At 70.6% G+C, this 24938-nt stretch carries 23 protein-coding genes; 12 read left to right on the forward strand and 11 right to left on the reverse strand.

Annotation, left to right across the window (positions count from 1 at the left end):
* Positions 1–29: 29 nt before the first annotated feature.
* Complete coding sequence (locus LXT23_RS00605) at positions 30–347, reverse strand: hypothetical protein (RefSeq protein WP_253978070.1); 318 nt, start codon at positions 345–347, stop codon at positions 30–32.
* On the reverse strand, positions 344–1009 hold the full coding sequence (locus tag LXT23_RS00610; RefSeq protein ID WP_253978071.1) for a DUF2625 family protein: 666 nt from the start codon (positions 1007–1009) through the stop codon (positions 344–346). The genes LXT23_RS00605 and LXT23_RS00610 overlap by 4 nt, the downstream gene beginning before the upstream one ends.
* Positions 1010–1164: 155 nt before the next feature.
* On the opposite strand from LXT23_RS00610, the gene LXT23_RS00615 reads away from it, so the two are divergent.
* The gene (locus LXT23_RS00615) at positions 1165–1767 is read left to right on the forward strand and encodes an outer membrane beta-barrel protein (RefSeq protein ID WP_253978072.1); all 603 of its coding nucleotides are present in this window, start codon (positions 1165–1167) and stop codon (positions 1765–1767) included.
* A 19-nt stretch (positions 1768–1786) separates the two neighbouring features.
* Here the strand turns inward: LXT23_RS00615 and LXT23_RS00620 are convergent, their stop codons facing one another.
* A complete protein-coding gene (locus tag LXT23_RS00620; RefSeq protein ID WP_253978073.1) occupies positions 1787–2569 on the reverse strand; it encodes an SDR family NAD(P)-dependent oxidoreductase in 783 nt (260 codons plus the stop codon).
* 240 nt (positions 2570–2809) lie between these two features.
* Between LXT23_RS00620 and LXT23_RS00625 the strand changes: the two genes are divergently transcribed.
* On the forward strand, positions 2810–3940 hold the full coding sequence (locus LXT23_RS00625; RefSeq protein WP_253978074.1) for a UTP--glucose-1-phosphate uridylyltransferase: 1131 nt from the start codon (positions 2810–2812) through the stop codon (positions 3938–3940).
* A 13-nt stretch (positions 3941–3953) separates the two neighbouring features.
* Here the strand turns inward: LXT23_RS00625 and LXT23_RS00630 are convergent, their stop codons facing one another.
* Both LXT23_RS00630 and LXT23_RS00635 read right to left on the reverse strand, forming a co-directional pair.
* Positions 3954–6137, reverse strand: coding sequence for a sensor histidine kinase (locus LXT23_RS00630; RefSeq protein WP_253978075.1), 2184 nt, complete (start codon positions 6135–6137; stop codon positions 3954–3956).
* A gap of 400 nt (positions 6138–6537) precedes the next feature.
* A complete protein-coding gene (locus tag LXT23_RS00635) occupies positions 6538–6936 on the reverse strand; it encodes a hypothetical protein (RefSeq protein ID WP_253978076.1) in 399 nt (132 codons plus the stop codon).
* A gap of 253 nt (positions 6937–7189) precedes the next feature.
* On the opposite strand from LXT23_RS00635, the gene LXT23_RS00640 reads away from it, so the two are divergent.
* Genes LXT23_RS00640 through LXT23_RS00675 form a run of 8 tightly spaced genes read left to right on the forward strand, consistent with a single transcriptional unit; the run spans position 7190 to position 14970 of the window.
* Positions 7190–8632, forward strand: a complete 1443-nt coding sequence (locus tag LXT23_RS00640) for an aldehyde dehydrogenase (protein WP_253978077.1) — start codon at positions 7190–7192, stop codon at positions 8630–8632.
* A gap of 23 nt (positions 8633–8655) precedes the next feature.
* The gene (locus LXT23_RS00645) at positions 8656–9087 is read left to right on the forward strand and encodes a RidA family protein (protein WP_323378830.1); all 432 of its coding nucleotides are present in this window, start codon (positions 8656–8658) and stop codon (positions 9085–9087) included.
* A complete protein-coding gene (gene nbaC / locus LXT23_RS00650; RefSeq protein WP_253978079.1) occupies positions 9088–9612 on the forward strand; it encodes a 3-hydroxyanthranilate 3,4-dioxygenase in 525 nt (174 codons plus the stop codon).
* On the forward strand, positions 9609–10625 hold the full coding sequence (locus tag LXT23_RS00655; RefSeq protein WP_253978080.1) for an amidohydrolase family protein: 1017 nt from the start codon (positions 9609–9611) through the stop codon (positions 10623–10625). The genes nbaC and LXT23_RS00655 overlap by 4 nt, the downstream gene beginning before the upstream one ends.
* Positions 10622–11902, forward strand: a complete 1281-nt coding sequence (gene kynU / locus LXT23_RS00660; RefSeq protein WP_253978081.1) for a kynureninase — start codon at positions 10622–10624, stop codon at positions 11900–11902. Before LXT23_RS00655 ends, kynU begins: the two co-directional genes overlap by 4 nt.
* The gene (locus tag LXT23_RS00665) at positions 11895–13292 is read left to right on the forward strand and encodes an FAD-dependent oxidoreductase (RefSeq protein WP_253978082.1); all 1398 of its coding nucleotides are present in this window, start codon (positions 11895–11897) and stop codon (positions 13290–13292) included. Before kynU ends, LXT23_RS00665 begins: the two co-directional genes overlap by 8 nt.
* Positions 13270–14007, forward strand: coding sequence for an SDR family oxidoreductase (locus LXT23_RS00670; RefSeq protein WP_253978083.1), 738 nt, complete (start codon positions 13270–13272; stop codon positions 14005–14007). Before LXT23_RS00665 ends, LXT23_RS00670 begins: the two co-directional genes overlap by 23 nt.
* Before the next feature lie 24 nt (positions 14008–14031).
* Complete coding sequence (locus tag LXT23_RS00675) at positions 14032–14970, forward strand: tetratricopeptide repeat protein (RefSeq protein ID WP_253978084.1); 939 nt, start codon at positions 14032–14034, stop codon at positions 14968–14970.
* A gap of 115 nt (positions 14971–15085) precedes the next feature.
* On the opposite strand, the gene LXT23_RS00680 is transcribed toward LXT23_RS00675, so the two are convergent.
* From LXT23_RS00680 to LXT23_RS00700, 5 genes are all read right to left on the reverse strand, one after another.
* The gene (locus tag LXT23_RS00680; protein ID WP_253978085.1) at positions 15086–16027 is read right to left on the reverse strand and encodes an aminoglycoside phosphotransferase family protein; all 942 of its coding nucleotides are present in this window, start codon (positions 16025–16027) and stop codon (positions 15086–15088) included.
* 172 nt (positions 16028–16199) lie between these two features.
* Entirely contained in the window at positions 16200–17528 is a 1329-nt protein-coding gene (locus tag LXT23_RS00685; RefSeq protein WP_253978086.1) for a hypothetical protein, read from the reverse strand.
* Between the two features lie 74 nt (positions 17529–17602).
* Complete coding sequence (locus tag LXT23_RS00690; protein ID WP_253978087.1) at positions 17603–18415, reverse strand: alpha/beta hydrolase family protein; 813 nt, start codon at positions 18413–18415, stop codon at positions 17603–17605.
* A 63-nt stretch (positions 18416–18478) separates the two neighbouring features.
* Positions 18479–19615, reverse strand: coding sequence for a hypothetical protein (locus LXT23_RS00695; RefSeq protein ID WP_253978088.1), 1137 nt, complete (start codon positions 19613–19615; stop codon positions 18479–18481).
* Positions 19612–20124: a DUF4365 domain-containing protein gene (locus tag LXT23_RS00700; RefSeq protein ID WP_253978089.1), complete on the reverse strand. Its 513-nt coding sequence runs from the start codon at positions 20122–20124 to the stop codon at positions 19612–19614. Before LXT23_RS00700 ends, LXT23_RS00695 begins: the two co-directional genes overlap by 4 nt.
* Before the next feature lie 350 nt (positions 20125–20474).
* On the opposite strand from LXT23_RS00700, the gene LXT23_RS00705 reads away from it, so the two are divergent.
* The gene (locus LXT23_RS00705) at positions 20475–21914 is read left to right on the forward strand and encodes a glutamine synthetase family protein (protein ID WP_253978090.1); all 1440 of its coding nucleotides are present in this window, start codon (positions 20475–20477) and stop codon (positions 21912–21914) included.
* Here the strand turns inward: LXT23_RS00705 and LXT23_RS00710 are convergent.
* Positions 21911–23218, reverse strand: a complete 1308-nt coding sequence (locus tag LXT23_RS00710) for an APC family permease (RefSeq protein ID WP_253978091.1) — start codon at positions 23216–23218, stop codon at positions 21911–21913. The two genes, LXT23_RS00705 and LXT23_RS00710, sit on opposite strands and share 4 nt — an antisense overlap.
* 136 nt (positions 23219–23354) lie before the next feature.
* On the opposite strand from LXT23_RS00710, the gene LXT23_RS00715 reads away from it, so the two are divergent.
* Positions 23355–24884: a TraB/GumN family protein gene (locus LXT23_RS00715; RefSeq protein ID WP_253978092.1), complete on the forward strand. Its 1530-nt coding sequence runs from the start codon at positions 23355–23357 to the stop codon at positions 24882–24884.
* Positions 24885–24938 lie beyond the last annotated feature (54 nt).

Here is a 24938-nt window from a genome sequence, read left to right on the forward strand (position 1 = left end):
CGGGCGCGCAAGCACGCCGTGCCCCACTGTCAGCGGTTGAAGGCCACCAGCGTCATGAAGGCCAGCATCGCCACCGTCGCCGCGGCGGCGGCGCCGTACGCCAGCGTGCTCGCGAGCCGGGGGCCCGGGGCGACCTCCATCTTCCGCAGCCCCCGGTGCACGACGGCGATGCCCACCAGGAACGTCACCGCCGTGGCCCCCATGGTGAACATCATCCCCACGCCCGCCCGGGGCCCCGTCGCCTTGCCGGCAATCACCAGCCCCACCATCAGCCACGCGCCCGCGAGGAACAGGCTGGCCGCGTAGACGCCCGCGGTGATGAGCACCCCCCGGATGACGAGGTTCATAGCTGCTCCGCCAGGTCCAGGTTCAGGCTCAGCAGCTCATGCATGGGCACGTCCTTGCGGTCCCGGGCCTGGCCTTCCTCCTCCTTGGCGAACAGGGGCGGCATGAAGCTGTAGCCCCGGTCCGGCGGAAGCGCGGCCACGTCCTGCTCCCAGCCCGGCCAGCGGAAGCCCTCGTAGAACTTCGCCAGGTCTCCGGTGAGGAGGAAGGCGACCAGCTCCGAGTAGCCGTTGGCCAGCCGCTCCCACTCCAGCGTGTCCGGCGCGAGGTAGTACGCGGCACCCCGGCCCTCGCCCAGCGCGCCACCGTCCAGGGCGAAGAAGCCGCCCAGCACGTCATGCCCCACCAGCATGGCGCCGTCGAAGGGCTCCACCAGCGGCCGCTCTCCCTGGCCGTTCCACGACGCGAGGTCTCCCTCCATGCGCGCGCAGCCACCGCCGAGGATGCGCACCCAGCCGTGGTCCACCAGCAGGCCGCCCGTCTGGAAGGCGATGGCGCCCATGGGTGAGCGCGTCGTCACCTGGAGCGCGAGCAGCACCGAGGCCGCGCGCCGGGGCGGGACGTCCAGCACCTCCACGGGCTTGTTCGCCCGGGACAGCCACTCCTGCACCAGCGGCCAGCCGGGGTCCTTCGCGTTGATGAGCGCGTCCAGGGTCTTCGCCATGGAGCGGGAGGCTACCCGAGACGCAGCACTCCGTGAGTGCTCGCGGTGAACACACCGCATGACGCCGCGCGCGAAAGCTGGCCCGGGAGCGACATCCTGTTGCATAACCCCGGGGCCCGAGGCCGGAGCGGGCACCTCCGTGCAAGGAATCCCCCATGAGACACACCTGGCTTTTCGCGACAGTGCTCCTCACCGCGTCGGTGGCGGCCGCCCAGGACGCCGGCCGGCATTCGCATGACGGCCTCTACCTGCGCCTGCAGGTGGGCGGCGGCTACACCCGGGCCGAGTCGACCTTCGAGGACCTCGCCGTCAAGGGCGCCGCGGGCGCCGTCAACGCCGAGCTGGGCTTCGCGGTCCTGCAGAACTTCATCATCTACGGGAAGCTCTTCGGCGCGTCCGCGCAGAACCCCGACCTCGAGTTCGGGGACGTCACCATCGAGGGCCAGGACGACGACGTGAGCCAGAACTTCGGCGCGCTCGGCGCGGGCGTCACGTACTACCTCATGCCCGCCAACGTGTACCTGTCCGGCGCGCTCTCCTTCGCCCGGCTCACCATCACCGAGGATGGTGACACCATCGCGGAGACCGACCCGGGCGTCGGCCTGCACCTGGGCGTGGGCAAGGAGTGGTGGGTGAGCGACAACTGGGGCCTCGGCGTCGGCGGCGAGCTCGCGCTCGGCCGCATCCGCAGCGACGACGGCGAAGACGACTGGAACGTCCTCAACGTCATGCTCCTGCTGTCCGCCACGTTCAACTGACACGCGGCGGGCGCGGGCCTCAGCCCTGCTGGTTCAGGTTCGCGGCGATGGTGCGCACGGCGAAGCGCGGGCTGAAGCGCACCATGGCCGCACCCACCTTGTTGAACAGGCCGTGCACCGCGAGCACCCGCCCCCGCATCATCGCCCCATAGGCATGCGCGGCCACGTCGGACGCTTTGGCCACCCCCGGCCGCTGGAAGAGGCGTGACTTGTCGTTTCCAGCGCGCAGGGCGAACTCGGTGTGCGTCGCTCCGGGGCAGTGGCAGGTCACCGTCACGCCGGTGCCCTTGAGCTCGTGCGCCAGCGCCTCGGACCAGGACAGCACGAAGGCCTTGGTCGCGTAGTACGTGGCCATGTACGGGCCGGGCTGGAAGCCGGCGGTGGAGGAGACGTTGAGGATGCGCCCGGCGCCGCGCTCGCGCATGGGCTTCGCGAACAGGTGCGTCAGCTTCAGCAGGGCGACGCAGTTGACCTCCACCATCTCCGCCTCGCGCGCCATGTCCTGCTCCAGGAACGGGCCCGCGGAGCCGAAGCCGGCGTTGTTGACGAGGAAGTCCACCGCCAGCCCCTTCGCGCGCACCGCCTCGAAGAGCTGCTGGGGCGCCTCCGGCCGGCCCAGGTCCGCCGGCAGCACGTGCGCCGTCACCTTGTAGGCCGCCTCCAGCCGCGCCGCGAGCGCCTCCAGTCGCGCCGCGCCGCGGGCCACCAGGATGACGTCGTGCCCGTCCCGGGCGAAGCACTCCGCGAACTGCTCGCCCAACCCCGCCGAGGCGCCGGTGATGAGAGCCACTTTGCGCGACATGGTGTTTCCTCCCGGGCCGCCTTATAGCCGAACGGCTCCGGCCCGGTGGCACCGGGGCGCCCATGGCTTCCGCTGCGGATGCTGAGGGGCTGGCTCCCCGCCCGCGCGGAACGCGGCCACCGCCAGGCGCGCGGGGGCGTGCGCGCAGACCCACTCGCCGCGCACTAGCGTTCACGAACGGACGGGCGAGGGCCTTTTTGGCATTGCTTTCGCGCACGCGGTCGCGAAAGCCTTCACCCCATGTCCTCTGGAAAGAACGACGCGGAACTCGAAAGTCCCCAGCTCGCACGCGACGGCTTCGACGTCGCCAGCTTTCGCGACCTGCTGGGCCGGCTGAAGCGCGGTGAGCTGGCCGAAGCCGCGGCACCCTCGGGCGCCCTGCACCCGCCCCAGGAGGGCGACATCCAGCCCCTGCCGCGCGAGGGCACCCCCGCCCACGCGAAGTACAAGGCCCGCGGCGAGGAGGCCTTCCGCAAGGGCGAGGTGGCGGCGCTCGTCGTGGCCGGCGGCGCGGGCACGCGCTTCGGCGGCGCGGTGAAGGCGCTGGTCCCGGTGTTCGGGGAGCGCACCTTCCTGGACATCAAGCTGGAGGAGGCGCAGCGGCTGAAGGAGACGTACGGCAAGCCGGTGCCCATGGCGGTGATGACGTCGTACCTCACCCATGACGGCATCGCCGAGGACCTCCAGAAGAAGGGCAAGACGGAGGGCGTGCACCTGTTCCGCCAGCGGATGCTGCCGCGCCTCACCGCGAGCCACGAGCTGTGGCGCGACGCGGAGGGGCAGCTGTCCTTCGCGCCGTCGGGCCACGGCGACTTCTTCCGCGCGCTGCGGGAGAGCGGCGTGGGCGAGGCGCTGCGCAAGCAGGGCGTGAAGCACCTCTACTTCTCCAACGTGGACAACCTGGCGGCGACGCTGGACCCGGTGGTCATCGGCATGCACGCGGAGCTGGGCCGGCCCATGACGGTGGAGGTGACGCCGCGGACCAACCCGGAGAGCGGCGCGCTCGACGCGGGCGCGGCGCCGGTGCGGCTGGGTGGCCAGCTGCAGCTGGTGGAGAAGGTGGACCCGACGAAGCATGGCTTCATCTCCACCAACAACATCACCTTCGACCTGGCCGCCATCCTGGACAAGGACATCCCCATCCCCTACCGCGTCGTCACCAAGAAGGTGAACGGCCAGCCGGTGGTGCAGCTGGAGCAGGTGACGGCGGAGGCCAGCAGCCTCACCCGCCCGGACGGCCAGCCGCTGCTGCCCGTCGTGTTCGTCGAGGTGGAGCGCGCCGACTCCATGACGAGCCGCTTCGAGCCGGTGAAGGCCCCCGAGGACTTCCCCCGCGTGAAGGACCGGCTGCGCAAGCGGATGGGGGGCTGAGGGCCCGCGGCTCCTACCGGGGCAGGACGACCTCGAAGCGGCTGCCCTGTCCCGGGGTGCTGTGCACGCGGACCTCGCCGCCGTGGGACTCGACAATCTGCCGGGCGATGTAGAGCCCCAGGCCGAGTCCCCCGTAGTGGCGCTCGCTGACGGCGCGGCCGAAGCGCTCGAAGATGTGCCCGAGGTGCTCGGGGGCGATGCCGATGCCCGAGTCCTCCACGGCGATGCGCACGTGGGCCTCGTCTCCGCACAGCCGGATGTCCACCGGCTTTCCGGCGCCGTACTTCAGCGCGTTGGTGAGCAGGTTGGTGAGCACCTGGTCCACGCGCAGCCGGTCCCAGCTGCCGCGCATGTCGTCCCGGGCGTCGAGCGTCACCTGGCACCCCGCCTGGCTCGCCATCATCGAGAAGCGCGACATCACGTCCCGCGCCAGCTCGGCCAGGTCCATGGGCTCGCGGTCCAGGGACAGCCGCCCGCTGGAGATGCGCGACACGTCCAGCAGCCCGTTGACCAGCGCGGACAGCTTGGCCACCTGGCGCTGCACCACGTCCAGCTGAGAGGCCACCACCGAGGTGGGCACGGTGGGCGTGCCCTTCTGCGTCTCGCGCCGCAGCACCTGGAGGCGCAGCTGCAGGGGGGTGAGCGGCGTCTTCAGCTCGTGGCTGGCGATGGAGAGGAACTCGTCGCGCAGGAGCACGGACTTGCGGGCCTCCTTGTAGAGGCAGGCGTTGTCCAGGAGGAGCGCGGCGCGGCGGGCCAGGTCCTGGGCGGTGGCCAGGTCCGCCTGGGTGTAGCGCCGCGAGGGGCGCACCGCGAGGAAGGTGAGCGCGCCCAGCGAGCGTCCTCGCGCCAGCAGCGGGACGGACATGATGCAGTGGAAGCCCACGCCCTTCATGACCTCATAGTGCCGGTCGCTCATCGACACCGTGCGCAGCCAGTCGTCGGAGACGTCGTTCACCAGCAGCGACTCGGCGCGGCGCACGACGCGCGTGGTGGGGTGGTTGGAGCCGTCCATTCCGGGGGGGAAGTTCCGCACGTCGCGGGCGAGCGCCTCGTCGGCCGGTTCCGCGTGCGCCACCGTCATGCGCTGCACGGCGCCCGAGTCATCCAGCAGGTCCACGAAGCACCAGTCCGCCAGGGTGGGCACGGTGAGCCACGCGAGCGCTTCCAGGGTCGCCTTCGGGTCCAGGGACGACGAGGCCAGGGCCCGGCTCGCCTCCGCGAGGAAGGCGGAGCGCTGCTCGGCCGCCTCGGCCTGGGTGCGCGCCTTGTGCTCCTCGCGCAGCAGCCGCTCCAGCTCGCCCTCGGTGCCGTGCACCATGGACAGGTCGCTGTTGAGGCCCACCCACTCCCGGCAGGTGCCGTCCTCGTTGAGCACCGGCACGGCGCGCGCCAGGGTGGCCACGTAGGTGCCGTCGTGGCGCCGCAGCCGGTACTCGCACTCGTAGCTGCCACGCGAGAGGCTCATCCTGCGCACGACGTCCGCCACCCGCGACTGGTCCTCCGGGTGGATGGCGGAGAGCCAGCCCCAGTCCATGTACTGCTCCATCTGCTGCCCGGTGTAGCCGCCCCAGGTGGAGCACAGCCGGGTGACGGCGCCCTGGGCATCCGTCGTCCACACCACCTGACGCGTCACCGTGACGAGTGCATCGAAGCGCGCCTCGGCCTGCTTCACCTCGCGGCGCAGCGCTGCGTTCTCCTCGCGCAGCCGCACCGCCTCCAGCGCCATGTCGCCCAGCGCGGCCAGCCCGGCGACGGCCGTCTCATCCTCGGGGGTGAAGTCACCGGACTCCGCGTCGAAGAGCTGGATGAGCCCGTGGCTCGCATGGAGTGGGACGCTGAACCAGCCGCGGGGCCGCGACGCGCGTGAGGCCTGGGAGGGGGACGCCTTCGTGCCTCCGGGCTCCAGCCGCAGCCGGCTCCGCTCCGGACGCTCGGTGGCACGAGGGGCCGTGGGAGCGGTCGTGTACCCGCCCCAGACGGAGTAGGCCTTGGACAGGGACGTGGCGCTGGCGCCACGCGAGCCCTCGGTGGGAGGCAGGGTGACGGTCGCCTGGTGCGCATGGGCCAGGCTCCGGGCCAGCTCCGCCAGGAGGAAGAGCGCCTCCTCGACTGTCGTCGCCGTGAGGAGCGACCTTTGGCCGACCTCCTCGGCGGACGAGCCGTGTGACAAGGGCGAGGCGGGTTCCATGGGCATGTGCAAATTTCCCCTCCATGCACAACGCCATGTGACTCCTCGCACATCTGCTGGCTTCCAGCTGCCGTGAGGCAGGCTGCCCACCGGGCGGGCTTACGGTCGGTATGGGAAGCCACCGGCAGCACCGGTATGTCCCGCCTCGAAAGCCCCTGCTGGATGTGGGCGAGGCCCTCGCGGAGCGGCTCGTCCGACAGTCACTCGGAGCACATGCGCCCTGGAAGGCACGGTCCGAGGAGTTGCAGGCCGCGCGCGCCTGGCTCGGCGGGCGCTCCTCGCTGCTGTTCAGCCCAGGAGGGTAGCCGCAAGCAGTCCTCCGCCGGCCTCGACGGTGGCCCACCGCGCGTCGTCACTCCACGACGCGCGGCGTGAGGCCCTGCGTCAGGCCTTCAAGCTGTTGGCGCTAGAGATAGCCCCAGCAGGAACCACAGTTGCCGCCACGCCACTGGCAGTAGTCGTTGCCCATCTGGGTGCACTGTCCCCACTCGGGCACACCCAGGTCGGTCCAGTTGGCGTGAGAGCAGCAACGCACCAGACAGCTATAGGGAGGTCCGCCGCCTCCACACCACACCTGCTGCTCCGTCTGGCCCAGGTCCTCGTTGCTCACCGGCACCTGGTCCGCAGGCGTCTCCTGCGAGGGGTCGGTCCCGAGCTCCTCCACGTTTCCACCGCACGCCACGGCAAGGACGCTGAAGAGCGTCACGGCGAACAGCTTCACTGCGTTCATCGCGGGGTTCCTTCCGGGGATGGCGCCCGCACCGCCCATCGATGCGGGAGCGTCCCCGGCGGAGGAGGTGTCCATTTCGGCATTTTCTGTGAATTACGGCTTTCACGTAGTGCAGCATGTGACGCACCGCGACCTGCCGCCCGGCCGTGCGGGCGGGAGCGGAGGACAGTGGACGGCGCCCTTCCGTGGCGCTGGTGACATCCACCCTGGTTGCATAGATTGCGCCCCGTCCCACCCGGGCCGGCGCGGTCCCCTCCCCTTCAGCGCTCCAGGGAAGCGGGAGTCCGCAGCCGAGTCGAGCGGATGGGCGCACACGGAGGGCTCGGCCATGGAGAAGGTGCTCAACTACATCGGTGGCGAGCTGCTGCCCGCCAGCAGCGGCACGTGGCTGGACAAGCCCGAGCCCGCCACGGGTGAGACGTACGCCAAGGTGCCCGACTCCGACGAGCCGGACGTCCAGCGTGCCGTGGAGGCCGCCTCGCGCGCCTTCCCCGCCTGGTCCGCCACCCCCGCCATCGACCGCTCCCGCGTGCTCCGCCGCATCGCGGACGCGATTCGTAGCCGCATGGACGCCTTCGCCCGCGCGGAGTCCATCGACACCGGCAAGCCCCTGTCCGTGGCCTCCACCGTCGACATCCCGCGCAGCATCCTCAACTTCGAGTTCTTCGCGGACGCCGTCACCCAGTTCTCCAGCGAGGCCCACCAGACGGACAACGTCGCCCTCAACTACACCCTGCGCTCCCCGCTCGGCGTCGTGGGCTGCATCTCCCCCTGGAACCTGCCGCTCTACCTGCTCACCTGGAAGATTGCCCCCGCGCTCGCCATCGGGAACTGCGTGGTGGCCAAGCCGTCCGAAGTCACGCCGATGACGGCGTACCTCCTGTCCCAGGTGTGCCGCGAGGCGGGCCTGCCCCCCGGCGTGCTCAACCTGGTCCACGGCCTGGGCCCCAAGGTCGGCGCCGCCATGAGCCGCCACCCGGACATCGCCGCCATCTCCTTCACCGGCAGCACCCGCACCGGCGCCGAGATTGCCCGCGTCGCCGCCCCCGCCTTCAAGAAGCTGTCGCTGGAGATGGGCGGGAAGAACCCCAACGTCATCTTCGCCGACTGCGACTTCGACGAGGCCCTGGCCACCACGCTGCGCTCGTCCTTCGCCAACCAGGGGCAAATTTGCCTCTGCGGCCCGCGCATCTTCGTGCAGCGCCCCCTCTACGAGCGCTTCAAGGAGGCGCTCGTCACCCGCACCCGCGCCCTCAAGGTCGGCGACCCGCTGGAGGCCGGCACCGACCAGGGCGCCCTCGTCTCGCAGCAGCACTTCGACAAGGTGCTGAGCTACGTGGACATCGCGAAGCAGGAGGGCGGCCGCATCCTCACCGGCGGCAAGCGCGCCAGCGTGCCCGGCCGCTGCCGCAACGGCTGGTTCGTGGAGCCCACCCTCATCGAGGGCCTGGACTCCGCGTGCCGCACCAACCAGGAAGAAATCTTCGGCCCCGTGGCCACCCTCATCCCCTTCGACCAGGAGGAGGAGGTCCTCACCTGGGCCAACTCCACGAAGTACGGCCTGGCCGCCAGCGTGTGGACGAAGGACCTGCAGCGCGCGCACCGCTTCGCCTCGCGGCTGCACAGCGGCATCGTCTGGGTGAACACGTGGATGCTGCGCGACCTGCGCACGCCGTTCGGCGGCGTGAAGGACTCGGGCGTGGGACGCGAGGGCGGCTGGGACGCGCTGCGCTTCTTCACCGAGCCCAAGAACGTCTGCATCAAGCTGTGAGCCTCTAGCCCGTCCAGGAGCGCATCGTGAGCAGCAGCGAGCGAGTCGATTCCCAGAAGGCCCCGGAGCCGGTGGGCCTGTACCCCCATGCCCGCCGCGTGGGCAACCTCCTGTTCCTCTCCGGCGTGGGCCCGCGCGAGCGCGGCACCAAGAAGATTCCCGGCGTGGAGCTGGACGCCGAGGGCAACATCACCTCGTACGACATCGAGGCGCAGTGCCACTCGGTGTTCCGCAACGTCCGCTACATCCTGGAGGACGCCGGCTCGTCCTGGGACAAGCTGGTGGACGTCACGGTGTACCTGACGAACATGAAGAAGGACTTCCCCACGTACAACCGGCTGTGGGCGGAGTACTTCAAGGACAACCCGCCGTGCAGGACGACGCTCGAAATCAACCGGCTGCCCACGCCGATTGCCATCGAGCTCAAGTGCATCGCCACCATCGGAGACGAGTGAATGGGCCGCCTGACTCCCATCAACTTCAAGAAGTGGATTGATGAGCACCGCCACCTGCTCAAGCCGCCCGTCGGCAACCAGCAGGTGTGGGCCGACCGCGAGTTCATGGTCACCGTCGTCGGTGGCCCCAACTCGCGCACGGACTTCCACATCAACCAGGGCGAGGAGTTCTTCTACCAGCTCGAGGGCTCCATCACCCTGCGCGTCATCGACGAGGGCCAGGTGCAGGACATCCCCATCATGGAGGGCGAAATCTTCCTCCTGCCCCCCAACGTGCCCCACTCGCCGCAGCGCCCCGCGGGCACGGTGGGCCTCGTGCTGGAGCGCCGCCGCCAGCCGCAGGAGCTGGACGGCTTCATGTGGCTGTGCCCGAAGTGCGGCGAGAAGCTCTACGAGGAGTTCGTGCACGTCACGAACCTCGTGACGCAGCTGCCGCCCATCTTCGAGCACTTCTACGGCAACCCCGACAACTGCACGTGCAAGAAGTGCGGAACGAAGGTCACCAAGGGGGGCCCCGCCCGTTGAAGGTCGACATCCACACGCACCTCCTGCCGGAGAAGCTCCCCCGCTTCGCCGAGCGCTACGGCTACGGCGGCTTCATCACCCTGGACCACCACGCGCCCTGCCGCGCGCGCATGCTGCGAGACGACGGGAAGTTCTTCCGTGAAATCGAGAGCAACTGCTGGGACCCGGTGAAGCGCATCGAGGAGTGTGACGCCACCGGCGTCCACGTCCAGGTGCTCTCCACCGTGCCCGTCATGTTCAGCTACTGGACGAAGCCGGAGCACGGCCTGGACTTGTCGCGCTTCCTCAACGACCACGTGGCCTCGGCGGTGCGCGAGCACCCCAGGCGCTTCGTGGGGCTGGGCACGGTGCCGCTCCAGTCGCCGGAGCTGGCGGTGCGCGAGCTGGAGCGCTGCGTGAAGGAGCTGGGGCTGGCGGGCGTGCAGATTGGCAGCCACGTCAACGACTGGAACCTGTCGGACCCGGCGCTGTTCCCCTTCTTCCAGGCCGCCAGCGAGCTGGGCGCCTCCATCTTCGTCCACCCGTGGGACATGATGGGCGAGGCGAAGATGCAGAAGTACTGGCTGCCGTGGCTGGTGGGCATGCCGGCGGAGGTCTCGCTCGCCATCTGCTCGCTCATCTTCGGCGGGGTGATGGAGCGACTGCCGAAGCTGCGCTTCGCCTTCGCGCACGGCGGTGGCTCGTTCCCCCACACGCTGGGCCGCATCCAGCACGGCTTCGAGGCGCGGCCGGACCTGGTGGCAGTGGACAACAAGGTGCCGCCGCGCGACTACCTGGGCCGCTTCTGGGTGGACTCGCTGACGCACGACGCGGACGCGCTGCGCTTCATCGTCCGGCTGTTCGGCCAGGACAAGGTGGCGCTCGGCAGTGACTACCCCTTTCCCCTGGGCGAGGACCGCCCGGGCACACTCATCGAGTCCCTGACGGAGCTGGAGCCGGCCGCGCGCGAGCGGCTGCTCTGGCGCAATGCCCTGGAGTGGCTGGGACGCTCGCGAGAGGACTTCGCACCATGACGACGCCGTACCCCTTCGAGGACACCGAGTCCTTCGCGCGCAGGCTGGACGCCGAGGACCCGCTGCGCGCCTTCCGCGACGAGTTCCTCTTCCCCAAGGGCCCTGACGGAAAGCCCGTGGTGTACCTGGCGGGCAACTCGCTGGGCCTGCAGCCGCGCAACGCCGCGCGCTACATCCAGGAGGAGCTGGAGGACTGGGCGCGCCTGGGCGTGGAGGGCCACCACGAAGGCCGCCACCCGTGGCTGCACTACCACGAGCTCGTCACGGAGCAGGCCGCGCGGCTCGTCGGCGCGAAGCCGCTGGAAGTGGTGGTGATGAACACCCTGACGGTGAACCTGCACCTGATGATGGTGTCCTTCTACCGGCCCACGAAGCAGCGCTACAAAATCCTGGTGGAGGCCGGCGCCTTCCCGTCGGACCAGTACGCCGTCGCGTCGCAGGTGCGCTTCCACGGGTTCGACGCGCGCGAGGCCGTGCTGGAGCTGAAGCCCCGCCCCGGCGAGGAGCTGCTGCGCACCGAGGACATCCTCTCCACGCTGGACGAGCACGGCCACGAGGTGGCCCTGGTGCTGCTGGGCAGCGTGAACTACCTCACCGGCCAGGCCTTCGACATCCCCGCGATTACGCGCACCGCGCACTCCAAGGGCTGCTTCGTCGGCTTCGACCTGGCGCACGGCGCGGGCAACCTCGCGTTCAACCTGCACGACGACGGGCCGGACTTCGCGGTGTGGTGCTCGTACAAGTACCTCAACGCCGGTCCGGGCGCGCTGGGCGGCGTCTTCGTGCACGAGCGGCACGCGCACTCGAAGGACATCCCCCGCTTCGAGGGCTGGTGGGGCCACGACAAGGCGACGCGCTTCCAGATGGGGCCCACCTTCGACCCGCTGCCGGGCGCGGAGGGGTGGCAGCTGTCCAACCCGCCCATCTTCCAGCTCGCGGCGCTGCGCGCGTCCCTGGAGCTGTTCGACAAGGCGGGCATGCAGGCGCTGCGCGCCAAGAGCGAGAAGCTCACCGGCTTCATGGAGTTCCTGCTCGACAGGCTGCCGCCGGGCTTCGTGCGCATCACCTCGCCTCGCGACGCGAAGCAGCGCGGGGCGCAGCTGTCGCTCCGGTTCAAGGGCGAGCCCCAGGGCATGCTGAAGCGGCTGGCGGACGCGGGCATCGTCTGCGACTTCCGCAAGCCGGACATCATCCGCGCGGCGCCCGCGCCGCTCTACTGCTCCTTCACCGACGTGTACCGCTTCGTGAAGGCGCTGGAGGCGCACGCCCGTGAGTGAGCAGAAGGAGGCCGTCACCGTGGTGGGCGCGGGACTGGTGGGCTCGCTGCTCGCCATGTACCTGGCCCGCCGGGGCTACTCCGTGGAGGTGCTGGAGCGCCGCCCCGACATGCGCCGCGAGGTCATCGACGCGGGCCGCTCCATCAACCTGGCCATCTCCACGCGCGGGCTGCACGCGCTGCGGCAGGTGGGGCTGGAGGCGGAGGCGCTGAAGCACGCCATTCCCATGCGCGGAAGGATGATTCATTCCGCGAGGGGGGAGCTCGTCTACCAGCCGTATGGCAAGGACGACTCGCAGCACATCAACTCGCTGTCGCGCGCGTGGCTGAACAAGTTCCTGATGACGGAGGCGGAGCGCACCGGCTGTGTCCGCATCCGCTTCAAGCAGCGCGTCTCCCACGTGGACTTCACGTCCGGCGCGCTCACGGTGCACGACGATGCCACCGGCGAGACGCGCCGCGAGGAAGGCCGCGTGCTGTTCGGCACGGATGGCTCGGGCTCGGCGGTGCGGCAGGAGCTGGACCGGGTGCAGGGCTTCACCGCGTCGCAGGAGACGCTGGGCCACGGGTACAAGGAGCTGACGATTCCGGCGGGCCCGGGCGGCACGTTCCAGATGGAGAAGTACGCGCTGCACATCTGGCCTCGCGGCACGTACATGCTGATTGCCCTTCCCAACGAGGACGGCAGCTTCACGTGCACGCTGTTCCTGCCGTGGAAGGGGCCGGTGAGCTTCGAGTCGCTGGACACGCCGGCCCGGCTGGAGGCGTTCTTCGGCGAGCAGTTCCCGGACGCGAAGGCGCTCATCCCCGATTTGGTGGACGCGTTCTTCTCGCGGCCCACGGGCAGCATGGTGACGGTGAAGTGCGCGCCCTGGCACGTGGGCGGGCAGGCGCTGGTGCTGGGCGACGCGGCGCACGCCATCGTCCCCTTCTTCGGCCAGGGGATGAACTGCGGCTTCGAGGACTGCGCGGTGCTGGACCAGTTGCTGGGCCTGGGCCGGCACAGCCGATGGGAGGACATCTTCGCGGACTTCCAGCACCTCCGGAAGACGAACGCGGACGCCATCGCCGACATGGCGGTGGAGAACTTCATCGAGATGCGCGACAGCACGGGCAGCCCGCGCTTCCTCCTGGAGAAGGCCGTGGAGAAGGTGCTGCTCAACGCCTTCCCGGGCGAGTTCGTCAGCCGCTACACGCTGGTGAGCTTCAGCCGCGTGCCGTACCGGCTGGCGTATGAAGTGGGCGCGATTGCCAGCGGCATCGTGTCGGAGCTGTCCGAGGGGCTGACGCGGGCGGAGGACGTGGACCTGGCACGCGCGGGGAAGCTCATCCGCGAGCGGCTGATGCCTTTCATGAAGGAGCACGCGGATGGATTTCGGACTGAAGGGTAGGCGCGCGCTGGTGATGGGTGCGTCCGCGGGCCTGGGCTACGCGATTGCGCAGGCGCTGGGGAAGGAAGGCGCCACGGTGGCCATCTGCTCGCGCGGCGGGGACAAGCTGGAGCGCGCCGCGAAGGAGCTGGGCGCGGCGCTGGCGGTGCCCTGTGACTTGAACCAGCCTGGCGCGGCGCGGCGGCTGGTGGAGGAGACCGTCTCCAAGCTGGGCGGCGTGGACGTGCTGGTGGTGAACACCGGCGGCCCTCCGGCTGGCGGCTTCGAGTCGCTGACGGCGGAGCAGTGGCAGCTCGGCTTCCAGAGCCTGTGGATGGCGGCGGTGGACGGCATCCAGGCCGCGCTGCCCGGCATGAAGGAGCGCAAGTGGGGCCGCATCGTCCTGGTGACGTCGCTGGCGGCGCGTGAGGCGATGCCGAACCTCACCATCTCCAACGGGCTGCGCGCGGGCCTGCTGGGGCTGGTGAAGACGGTGAGCAACGAGGTGGCGCAGTACGGCGTCACGCTCAACGCGGTGCTGCCGGGCTTCCACGCGACGGAGCGGATGACGCAGCTGGGGCTGACGGACGAGAAGGTGGCCCCGCAGATTCCGGCGCGACGGCTGGGGCGGCCGGAGGAGCTGGCCGCGCTGGCGGCGTTCCTGTCGTCCGAGCAGGCCTCGTACATCACCGGCCAGTCCATCGTCGTGGACGGCGGAGCGCAGCGCGGGTTCTGACGCGGTGACGCAGTGGGGGCACGGATGATGACGAGGCTCGGCAGGGTCGTGGCGCTGGGAGTGCTGCTCGTCCTCTCCGGTGCGTGCCGGAAGTCTCCCGAAGAGGCCCGCCGAGCGGCCGAGCGCGCGGTGGGCAAGGGCATGCAGCACTACAAGGCGGAGGAGTACGAGGCGGCGGTGGCCGCCCACAGCGAGGCCCTCCGCCACGACCCAGGCTTCCCCACGGCCTATGTCCACAGGGGCATCGCGCGCACGAAGCTCGGGGACCTCGCGGGAGCGGAGGCGGATTTCTCCGAAGCCCTCTCGAAGTCGGACCCGCTCAGGCCGTCGACCTACGCGCTCCGGGCGCTCGCACGCCTCGAGCAGGGAAACCCCCAGGGGGCGCTCGAGGACATCGACGCCGCCCTCGCGGAGAAGCCAGGGGACCTGCTCTTGCTCCCCGTTCGCGCGCAGGTCCGGATGTCGATGGGCGACCTGGAGGGAGCGCTCGCGGACCTGGCGCCCGTGCAGCCCACGGACCCGAAGAGCGCCAGCGCACTGGGCCTGCGCGGCATCTACCTGGCGGCGCTGGGCCGGGAGGCCGAGGCCATTCCCGCGTTCCAGGCGGCGGCCCGGGTGGACCCGAAGGACCTGTGGTCGGCGGTGTGGCTGTTCGCGCTGGGCGAGGGCGACACGAAGCTCGCGGAAGTCCAGCCGGAGAAGCCCTGGTCCCGGCAGCTCGCGAAGTTCGCGCGGGGCGAGCTGTCGCAGGAGGCGATGCTCGATGAGGCAAGGCGCACGCCGCTCGCGAGGGACCGTATGGACCGTATCGCGGAGGTGCACACCACCGCCGGCCTGCTGGCGGAGGGCCGGAAGCAGCCCTCCGAGGCGGTGGCTCACTACCGCGCCGTCGTGGAGTCCGGGCTGAAGCACTCGAACATGTACCTGTGGGCCACGCGCCGGCTGGCGCGGCTGGCGCAGTGAGCCGCGGCCAGGGATTCAGGCGCTGGAGGAACAGCTTGACCAGGCCATCGGGCCTTGGAGTGCCCATGGCGCTTCTTCGCTTGAAGGGTCTTTGTTCCCCTTCTTGAGGTTGCATTCACGGCAGGAGGCCACCGGCCCAGAGCTCCGCCACGGTCAGCAGCTCGCGCCCACTCTCGAGTCCGACCTGCAGGCAGTGCAGGCCCGTGGACGTGGACTCGATGAAGCCCCATTGCCAGATGGACTCCGCATCGACGCCGGTGAGCGCCGCCAGACGGCGGCAGCGACGGCCGCCCAGCACCAGCGGGTCCCCGCGCAACAGCTCGGAGGTCCACTCGCGCATCAGGATGCCGAGGTCGTACGCACGCTCCACGAAGAGGCCGTCGGGGTCGACGAACTTGTAGCGCCCCGCCGGCTCACCTGGCACGAGCAGCGTGTTCCAGGGATGCGCGTCGCCATGGGAGAGCACGGCGGTGGCCGGGTCGAAGCCCTGCTGGCGGAGCTCGGCGTAGCGGAGCGCCGTCTCGATGACTCGCTCCGGACAGGGCCGCTCCAGCTCCAGCCACGCCCTCTCGATGAGCTCGGCGAGGAACCTCGCCTTCTCCGCGCCCGTCATGAGGTGGCCCCCCTCGGGCAGCGGCGCCCACGCCTCCGCGAGCGTTGCGCAGAGGACCTCGAGCTGGGCGTCCACGGAGAGCCCCGCATCCGCCAGAGGAGGGCCGAGCCGCTCCAGGAGGACCGCCTCCCGACCCCGGTCATGGCGGTAGACCTCGGCGTAGCCACGGCCCCGCGCCGCCAGCAGCGTCCGCAGCTCGCGCTCGGCCAGCCCCGAGCCTGGAGGCGCCACCTTCAGCACGGCCTGCCGGCCGTCCGCCAGGGAGACCTCCGCCACGAAGGCCTCCGTCCCGCCCGACAGGCTCCTGGCAATCGACAGGCCCCACTCCCGGGCGAGGTCGGCCACGACGGCGTCGAGCCCGGCGAGCCAGGCCTCACCCTCCGGCCCTCTCGAGAGGGCCCTGCGCCGCACCGCCTCGGGGACGCTCACGGACTCCTTCACCATCACGGACCTCCTCGGCGGCTCACCGCGGGCTTCACCCGGCAGCATGCACGGCGAGCCGCGCTCCGGCTCGCGCCCCGCCCCCAGGAAGCTTCCGCCCGCCGAGCCAGGCTCGCAATGACCAGCCTCGACCGGGCCCGGGCCGTCCTGCCCGCCGGCGGACCGCCACCCGCGCTCAGGGAATCAGGCGCTGGAGGAAGATGTCCCCGTCGTCCGCCTTGAGGTCTCCGGTGCCGATGAAGGAGTGCGTGCCATGGAACGTGCCGGCGCTCATGAGGTCACCGTCCTCCAGGAAGGTGAGGTCCCGCAGGGAGGCGGAGCTGCCGGTGCAGGACTCGCTGGTGAGCTGGCTTTGCCAGAGCTCCTCGCCGCCGTGTGACACACGCAGCAGCTTCGCGAGGCAGGCATTGCCCCAGGACACCGCGGCGCCTCCGTGCCGGTCCCCCGCGACGCGGGGCTTCATGGCGCCATCGAGGGACCCACTCGAGTCCAGCACCCGGCCCCATTGCGGCTCGCCGAAGGCCTCGACGGCCAGGAGGAACGGGGCGGCGGAGCAGCCCGTCGTGGAAGCACAGGGATGCTCCATCCGGGTGCGCCCCCACTGGAAGCCGGAGACGAAGGTGCCCGTGAGCAGCACGCCGCCATCCGGGCGCAGGGCCACGTCCGTGAAGGTCGGCCGGCCCGGCCCTTCCGGCGTCAGGATGCGCCACCGCTCCGAGCCATCGAGATAGAGCCGGAAGAGGGCGCCCTGGTTCCGCTCCGGGCCCAGCACCCGCTCCCCCGCCACGAGCACGCCGCCCGAGGTGTCCACCGCGACGGCGGACAGGGAGTAGGTCGCGTCCGGTGCCACCCACTGCCAGCGGAGTCTGCCCTCGGAGTCGAGGCGGGTCACCGTCCCGTCCCGCGTCATCAGCACCACGCCCCCTTGTTCATCGGCGGCGAGCGCGTGTGCGGCCCCGGGCCGAATCCAGCGCGGCACGCCGTTGTGCGCGAGCTTCGCCACGAACGCCGTGCCGATGAGGACCGTTTCGCCGAAGCGCAGCGAGCTCTCCCCCTGGAGTGTCCCGGCCACGAAGAGGTCTCGCGCGGGCGACACGGCGAGCACGCCATCCTGGATGAGCTGGGAGCCGTCCGGCCCCTGCTCGGGGGTGAAGGTGCGCGTCCAGAGGGGCTGTCCGCCCACGCCGAAGCGGGAGAGCACCAGGCCTCCGAAGTCGCGGGAGTCCGAGCTGGAGGCGTCCGTGAGGAGGTTCGTCGCGAGCACGATGGCGCCACCCGCGCCATCCGAGCCCACGCCCAGCACGTCCTGGTAGCCGCGCAGCGGCACCTGCACCGTCCAGCGCGGGGTACCCGACTGCGGGCCCGACACCAGCTCGGGCTCGGGGCGCTCCTCTTCCAGAAAGGGTCCTGTGATGGGCTCCAATGCTCCGTCAACTGCTCCACACCCGAGCGCCGTCCACACGCCCAGCGCAAGACCCACCGTCCCCGCCCGCCACCGTCTCATGTCCGTCCCCGCCGCCACGCCCCGCCGCAAGGTGGGGTCCCAGCAAGGCGATGACAAGGCCTGACGGAGTGGCGTCAGCCTCCGAGGAGCGAGCGCACCGCCTCCACCACCTGGGGCCACTCGCGCGAGCGCGGGTCGATGACCTCGAAGTGGCCGGCGCCCGGAAGCGTGAGGCAGCGAACGGAGTCTCCCAGCTCCCGTCCCCGGGCGCAGAAGGCCTCGCTCAGGGACACGGGCACGGTGTCGTCCTCGGTGCCGTGGATGAGGAGCTGGGGCAGCCAGAGCGGCTGGAGCGCCGCGGGGGAGGCCGTGCGGTAGCGCTCCGGGACTTCCGAGGGCGCGCCTCCCACGAAGGACTCCACGACGCCGTCGCCCAGCCGCAGGTGGAACGCGCGCTCCAGGTCCACCACGCCCGCCAGGGCCACGACGCCGCGCAGGCGCAGCGGGTCCTCCGCATGGAGCGGCCCGCCCGCGGGCACCCGGTGCCGCGCACCGAGCCACAGGGCCAGGTGCCCTCCCGCCGAGTGTCCCATCACCACCACGCGCGACAGGTCCACCGGGTGCTCCTTCGCCAGCGCGCGCAGGAAGTCCGTCCCCTGCCCCACGTCCTCGAGCGTCCCGGGCCAGCCGCCGCCCTCATGGCCCACGCGCCGGTACTCCAGGCTCCAGGTGGCGAAGCCCCGCCGCGTCAGGTCCGCGCACAGATGACCGGCGTGCTCCAGGTCGTACTTCGCGCGCCAGAAGCCTCCGTGCACGAAGACCACCACCGGATGCGGCCCCGGCCCCGCGGGCAGCCGCAGGTCTCCGAACTGGTGCTGCAACGCGCCATAGGAGATGCGCACATCCGCGGGAGGAGGAGGCGTCTCGAGGACCCACATCGAACTCATGGCGGCATCTTTAGAGGTGACTGCCGCACCGCTGCAAGCTCGGGCAGCCCCCGGATTCGAGCCTCACGAGGCCGTCGTTGGAGGACCGCCGACGAGCTCGAAGCCCGAGGACTGTTCGACCCAGTGCACACGCGGCCCTCGCCGCAGGATGCCCCGGACCGTCACGTAGCGTTGCTCGAGGTGGGCCCTGGCGGCCTTTCGATAGTCGACGGCACCCAGCGTCACTCGCGCCTTCAGCAGCTCGTCATCGACCTGGACCTGGAGGACGACAGTCCCCTCGACCTCGCCGCGGTCTCCAGGCCCTCCCATCAGCTCGACCACCGTTCCCACGAACTGGTCGGGCTGGGACTCGTGCAGGGGGCGAAGCTGGTGCGCCACCCGCTCGATGCTCTCGTACATCTTCCGGTCGACGTGCACCTCGGAGACGACGCCGGGCCTGAGGGGCAACAACGGCGACCAGGAGCCCCGCAGGCGCAGGTCCGCGGACTCATCCGAGGGCATCATCTCGACGAGGGCCTCGCACAGGTTGGCGCTCAGCACGGGTGCCCCCTTCGCCGGCTCGAGGACACGCTGAGGCTCACCCGCGCGAACCGATCCCGCGAGGTAGGCCACGGACTGGAGCAGCAACGCGGCCGTCTGCCGCCCGAACGGCTCTCCGCCCAATGTCGGCTGCAACCCGATGTCGAGCGGCGTCTCGACGGTGAGCACGAAGCTGCCCACTTCCGTCTGCCCCAGCCGGCACTGGCGCACGAAGGCATCTGCCTCCGCCAGTCCCATCCTTGGATGAAAGGCCCGGGGCTTTCGCACACTGCATGCGCTCGCCAGCAACGCCTTGCGTACGCCATTCACGAGGTCCAGCCCATCCGCGAGGCTGACCCCGCCATCGCGGGTGGTATCCCCTTCGAGTCCGAAGCGAAGCAGGTCCCTGTGGGGCTGCAGCAGGTCGTGCAGGACGGACTCCGCCGACCGGCCTTCGTGCTCGGCAACCCGCCGGGCAATCACCACCATGGCCTCGGCGTAGTCCGCAAGGTCCCGGTCCAGGGGAACCTGGACCTCCATCGGGGGCGCCTGGATGCTGCGGTAGATGGCCGCATAGGAGCGGCTCGAGGGGACACGGCGCCACCCGCGTGCTTCCAGGTAGGCCCGCACGTCCAGGAAGCCGACACGACTGCCCAGCGTGAAGAGTGGGTCGCCGTTCATGACTCGAGTGCTTCCTCGCGAGCCACCTTCATCAAGAGCTCACGCAACGTGTCGTGGGTGAAGAGCCGCTGGCGGGACAGGTGGACCGTCTGCGCCGTCCCATTGGCCGTGCGGGGCTCGCCCCGAAGCGAGTGCCAGTACGCGCATCGCCTCAGGATGAGCGACTCCGGCGTCAAGGTGAACCACTGCGCCTCGTCCTCCGGCATCACGAACACCACCAGGATGCGGGGAACGAGCGAGTGGGCAACGAGGTCGTCGTAGTTCTTCTTCGAGAGGACGAACGAGAGCGTGTCCTCGGTGAGGGACGCGCGCGCCGTGGCCTTGAGCTGCACCGCCAGCTCCGGAGACGTGAGCGCCGCATCGTCCACGAACTGTCCTCGCGCACAGAGCTTCAGGTCGATGCTGTCCCGGTCCACGCCTACCTTCTCGACGGAGCACCCGGCCCGCGAGGCGACGGCGTGGATGTACGCAAGGCTCAGCTGCTCCTTGATGTCGTTCGGACCCAGCATGCCGCCTCCCAGCTCCTCCACCCAGACGTCACGTGCAGCAAGGGCCGGAGACTGTAGCCCGCTCGCCGGCAGGGGTCCCCAGAAAGCCAGGTGCCCCCTGCTCCCTCGTCCCCTGCCCGGCCAGCCGGACAGGCCCGAATCGCCTCCATCTGTCCACCCGCCGTCAGTGCGGGGGCCCCGCGGGAGTGTCGGACTGTCCTCAACCGGGCTCTAAGCTTTGTGGACCCACGTTTTTAGGCTTCGTACATTGAAAATTAGGCTTGATTTCTGGAGACCAAATGTAAATACCTGCGCCCACGGATTTAGCCCGCCGCATCACCGGCGTGGAACCGGCCTTGGGAGGCACGGACATGGAGACGAAGGGCCTGCGGACGTTCCTGGAGATTCCCTACGACGAGCTCGAAGAGCGCAACCTCCGGGTGAAGGAGCAGCGCGTCAAGCACGAGTCGGCCGACAAGGTGCGCGAGGAGCGCATCAAGTACCTCACCGACGAGCGCAACCTGAAGGCGGTCACCGTGTGCTTCACCGACCTCGAGGGTCGGATGCACATGCTGGACTACGACAAGAAGTTCCTGCTCAAGAGCGCCGACAACCTCACCTTCGACGGCTCCTCCATCCGCGGCTTCTCCCAGCAGGCGGAGAGCGACCTGCGCCTGAACATCGACTGGGGCTCCTTCTACTGGCTGCCCTCGGACATCTTCGGGCCCGGCAAGGTGCTGGTGTTCAGCGAGGTGCTGGAGCGCGACGGCACCCCGTACCACGCCGACATGCGCGGCCAGCTCAAGCGCGTCACCGAGGCCATGTACCAGAAGGACGGCACGGTGTTCCACGCGGCGCCCGAAATCGAGGGCTTCCTCTTCAAGGGCCGTGACGCCGAGCGCCACTACCACGAGACGAACAAGTTCGAGTTCATCTCCACCGGCGGCTACTACCACTCGCTGCCCGGCGACCCGCTGCGCGCCTTCATCGACAAGGCGGCCGAGGCGCAGCGCGCCATGGGCTTCCAGAACGAGAAGGACCACCCCGAGGTGGCCCCCAGCCAGTTCGAGATGAACTTCTCGTACAGCGAGGCGCTCATCTCCGCCGACCAGATCCAGCTCTACAAGCTGCTGTGCCGCCAGGTGGCCGCGCAGATGGACACCACCGCCAGCTTCCTCCCGAAGCCGGTGACGGGCGTCAACGGCAACGGCATGCACATGAACATGTCGCTGTCGAAGGGGAACAAGAACCTCTTCTACGACAAGGGCGGCCAGGACGGCCTGAGCGCCATGGGCTGGGAGTTCATCGACCGGCTGCTCACCAACGCCAACGACATCTGCCTCGTCCTCAACTCCAGCGTGAATGCGTACCGCCGGTTGGATCCGCACTACGAGGCGCCCAACCAGATCAAGGCCAGCGCCAACAACCGCGGCGCCATGGTGCGCATCCCCTACGGCAACGAGCGCAGCGCGCGCGTCGAGTGCCGCTCGGTGGCCCCGGACGCCAACCCATACCTGGTGCTCTACACCCTGCTGCGCACCGGCCTGGAGGGCCCCGCGCCCCAGGAGGACGCGGAGACCAAGCGCAGCCGCACGCGCTTCCTGCCGGACAACATCTTCGACGCCGTCCGCCTCTTCAAGGGCAGCCAGTTCGTCACGTCCATCCTCGGTGAGAACGTGCAGAGCAAGTTCGCCGAGCTGAAGACGGCGTCCGCCGAGCGCTGCCCGAAGCAGCTGGGCACGCGGGTGAAGACCTCGGAAATCCAGTTCCACCACGAGGTCACCAACCAGTACCTCTGGAGCCAGTTCTAGGCTCCCGGGCTCGCGGCCCCGACGGCGCGCGTCCGGGGCCTCGCGAGCCGCAGCAGCACCAGGCCCGCCACCACCGTGAGCGCGGTGGTGGCGGCCTCGCGCACGGTGGCCCCGAAGGCCACCAGCGTCAGCCCCAGCACCAGCGTGGGCACGGCCAGCACGGCGTGCCGGGGCGAGAGCTGCCGCTCGCGCCGGAAGGCCAGCGTGGCCAGCGCGGCGGCGGTGACGCCGTACTGCATCAGCACGGCGATGCTGGAGAGCGCGAAGAGCTCGGACAGGTCGCCCAGGTTGACGAACAGCAGCACCAGTCCCCAGGTGACGGCCAGCGCCCGCACGGGCACGCCCGCCGGGGACATCCCGTCCAGCCCCAGCAGCGTCCGCTCGCCCGAGGCCAGCGCGGAGAGGTAGCGCGGCGTCGTCACCATCATCCCCAGGCAGATGCCCAGGGCGGAGACGCTGGTGCCCGCGGACACCCACCGCTCCAGCCCGGCTCCGCCCCAGACGCCCGCGGCCGCGGCCAGCGGCGCCGGGGACGTGGCCAGCTGGGGCAGCGCCGCCACGCAGGCCCACACCAGCCCCACGTACAGCAGCACCGCCACCCCCAGCGAGCCCACCGTGGCCATGGGCACGCTGCGCGCGGACGAGCGCACCTGCCCGGCAATCACCGGGACGATTTCGAAGCCCTGGTACGCGAACATCACCGTCAGCCCCGCGCGCAGCCACGCGGTGTCCGTGGCGTGGGAGGCGATGGCAACGGTGGGCTGGGGCCCCGACAGCGCGAGGAAGACGACGAGCAGCGCGGCCAAGGGCAGGAGCTTCAGCACGGTGAGCGCCGTCCACGCCCGCGCGGAGACGCGGATGCCCGAGGCCACCACCGCCGCGAGCAGCGTGACGAGGGCGGACGCCAGCACCCGCTCGCCAAAGGGCCCCGCCAGCCCCAGGGAGGGCGCGAGCGCGCGTGACAGCCCCGCCACCACGGCGGAGGTGCTCAGGAAGGCGCTGACATAGGCCACCCAGCCCACCAGGAAGGAGGCCCGCTCGCCGAAGGCCGCCCGCGCGAAGACGATGGGGCCGCCGTCCGCGTCGAAGCGGCGGCCGAGCACCGCGAAGGCGAAGGCCACCGGCACCAGCGCCAGCCCCGTGAGGGCGAAGGCGAGGATGGCGCCGGAGCCGGGCGCCCGCGCGGCCACCTCCGCCGGGGCGAAGAAGATGCCCACGCCGACGATGCCGTTGACGCCCAGCGCCAGGAGCTGGAGCGGACCGACGGGACGGGCCTGGGACGCGGCGAGGGCGGGAGGAGGCACGGGTGGGACTTCACTACAGACAGGGCCCGGGCTCCAACCCACCCGGGCGGCGGTGGCGATATGCCGGCAGAGCCGGAGCGTTGCGGATGTGACGGGCCCGCGGCGGCCGCCTGCCCGGTCCCCCAGGGAGAATGCGATGCGCCGGTACGCGATGGTGATGGGCCTGCTGTGCACGACGGGCTGCGCGACGCTGACCCGGCCCCTCGGAGCCGCCCCTGACGCGGAGAGCGGCGAGTACGAGACGCCGAAGCAGGAGACGGTGTACCTGGTGCCCGCCGAGGACGCGATGATGATGGCCCGCCGCATCCTCGAGGAGCAGCGCTACGACGTGATGGAGAAGGATGGCGGGCTGGAGATGTTCACCTCCGCCCACGAGCCCGGCAACAACGAGACCGGCCTGCGCATCCTGGAGCGCTACTACATCAAGGGTGTGCGGGTGGGCCCCCGGCAAACCATCGTCCGCGTCTTCCGCCTCAGCTACAACGAGATGGAACAGCAGGTGGAGACCGGCACGGCCGGGATGGCCGAGATGTTCAGGGACCGCATGCTCGGCGAGCAGACGCACCCCTTCGACGCCAACAAGACCTACAAGACCGCGCCCGACATGCAGGGCAACCGGCTGATGGGCATGGATGACCCGTTCAAGGACGCCCCGGAGCTGGAGCGCTTCCAGCTGGTGCGCGGCAACCGGGACCTGGGCATCGAGCGCACCCTGCTGGAGCGGCTGGAGATGGTGCCCTCGCTGGAGCTGGTGGGCGGCAACACCTCCGTCCCGGCCCGCTCCGTGGTGCTGGAGGGGTGGGCGGAGTCGGGCGAGGCAGCGCAGTCCTCCGTGCCCGCCGAGTGCGGCACGCCGGTGGACGGCGCGGCGCCGCTGATGGCCCGGGGCCACACCCTGCTGCTGGCCGACCCGCTGGGCACGCGCGAGCTGCCCGCCACCGCGCTGCGGATGCTCTGCGAGGCCACGTCGAAGGGCCTGCCCGTGACGCTGGCGCTGTCGCTGCCCACCACCGAGCAGCCCCTGCTGGACACGTACCTGGCCAGCGCGGGCGCCTCGCAGGACGCGCAGGAGCTCTTGTCGGGCAGCTCCTTCTGGCGCCGCGTGCACCAGGACGGGCGCAGCAGCGGCGCCATGCTCTGGCTCGTCGAGCAGACCCGCCGGCTGCGTGCCGCGGGCCATGCCGTGTCACTGGTGGCGTTCGACGCGGACCAGGGCAAGGGCAACGAGCGCGAGGCGCAGATGGCGAAGCACCTGCTGGAGCACCGCGCGAAGCACCCTGACGCGTGGATGGTGGTGCTGGCCGGCGGCACCCACGTGCGCACCGCGAGCGTGGACTGGGACTCCGGCTTCGAGCCGCTCGGGGTGAGGCTGTCCAGGGCGCTGCCGTCCGTGCGCGCGCTGGACGTGGGCTTCACGCGCGGCACGCAGTTCTCCTGCCGCTACAACGTCTGGGAGGACGTGGAGTGCAACGTCTTCGCCATCAGCCCCACGAAGCAGGCGCGCCAGGCGTCGGACGTGAGCCCGGGCGTGAAGCTGTTCCCCCAGCCCCTCGCGGAGGGCTTCCATGGGCGGCTGTACGTGGGCGCGCTGAACGCGTCGCCTCCGGCGCTGCGGGCGGGCACCCAGGAGGCCGTGAGCCGCGCGGCCGTCCCCGCCGCGAAGTAGGACCGTCCGGAACCGGCGGATGGCACGGGCGATGTGTCGGGAACCTCCCGAGCA

The organism is Pyxidicoccus xibeiensis, from assembly GCF_024198175.1.
In the GTDB taxonomy this organism is placed as follows: Bacteria; Myxococcota; Myxococcia; order Myxococcales; family Myxococcaceae; genus Myxococcus; species Myxococcus xibeiensis.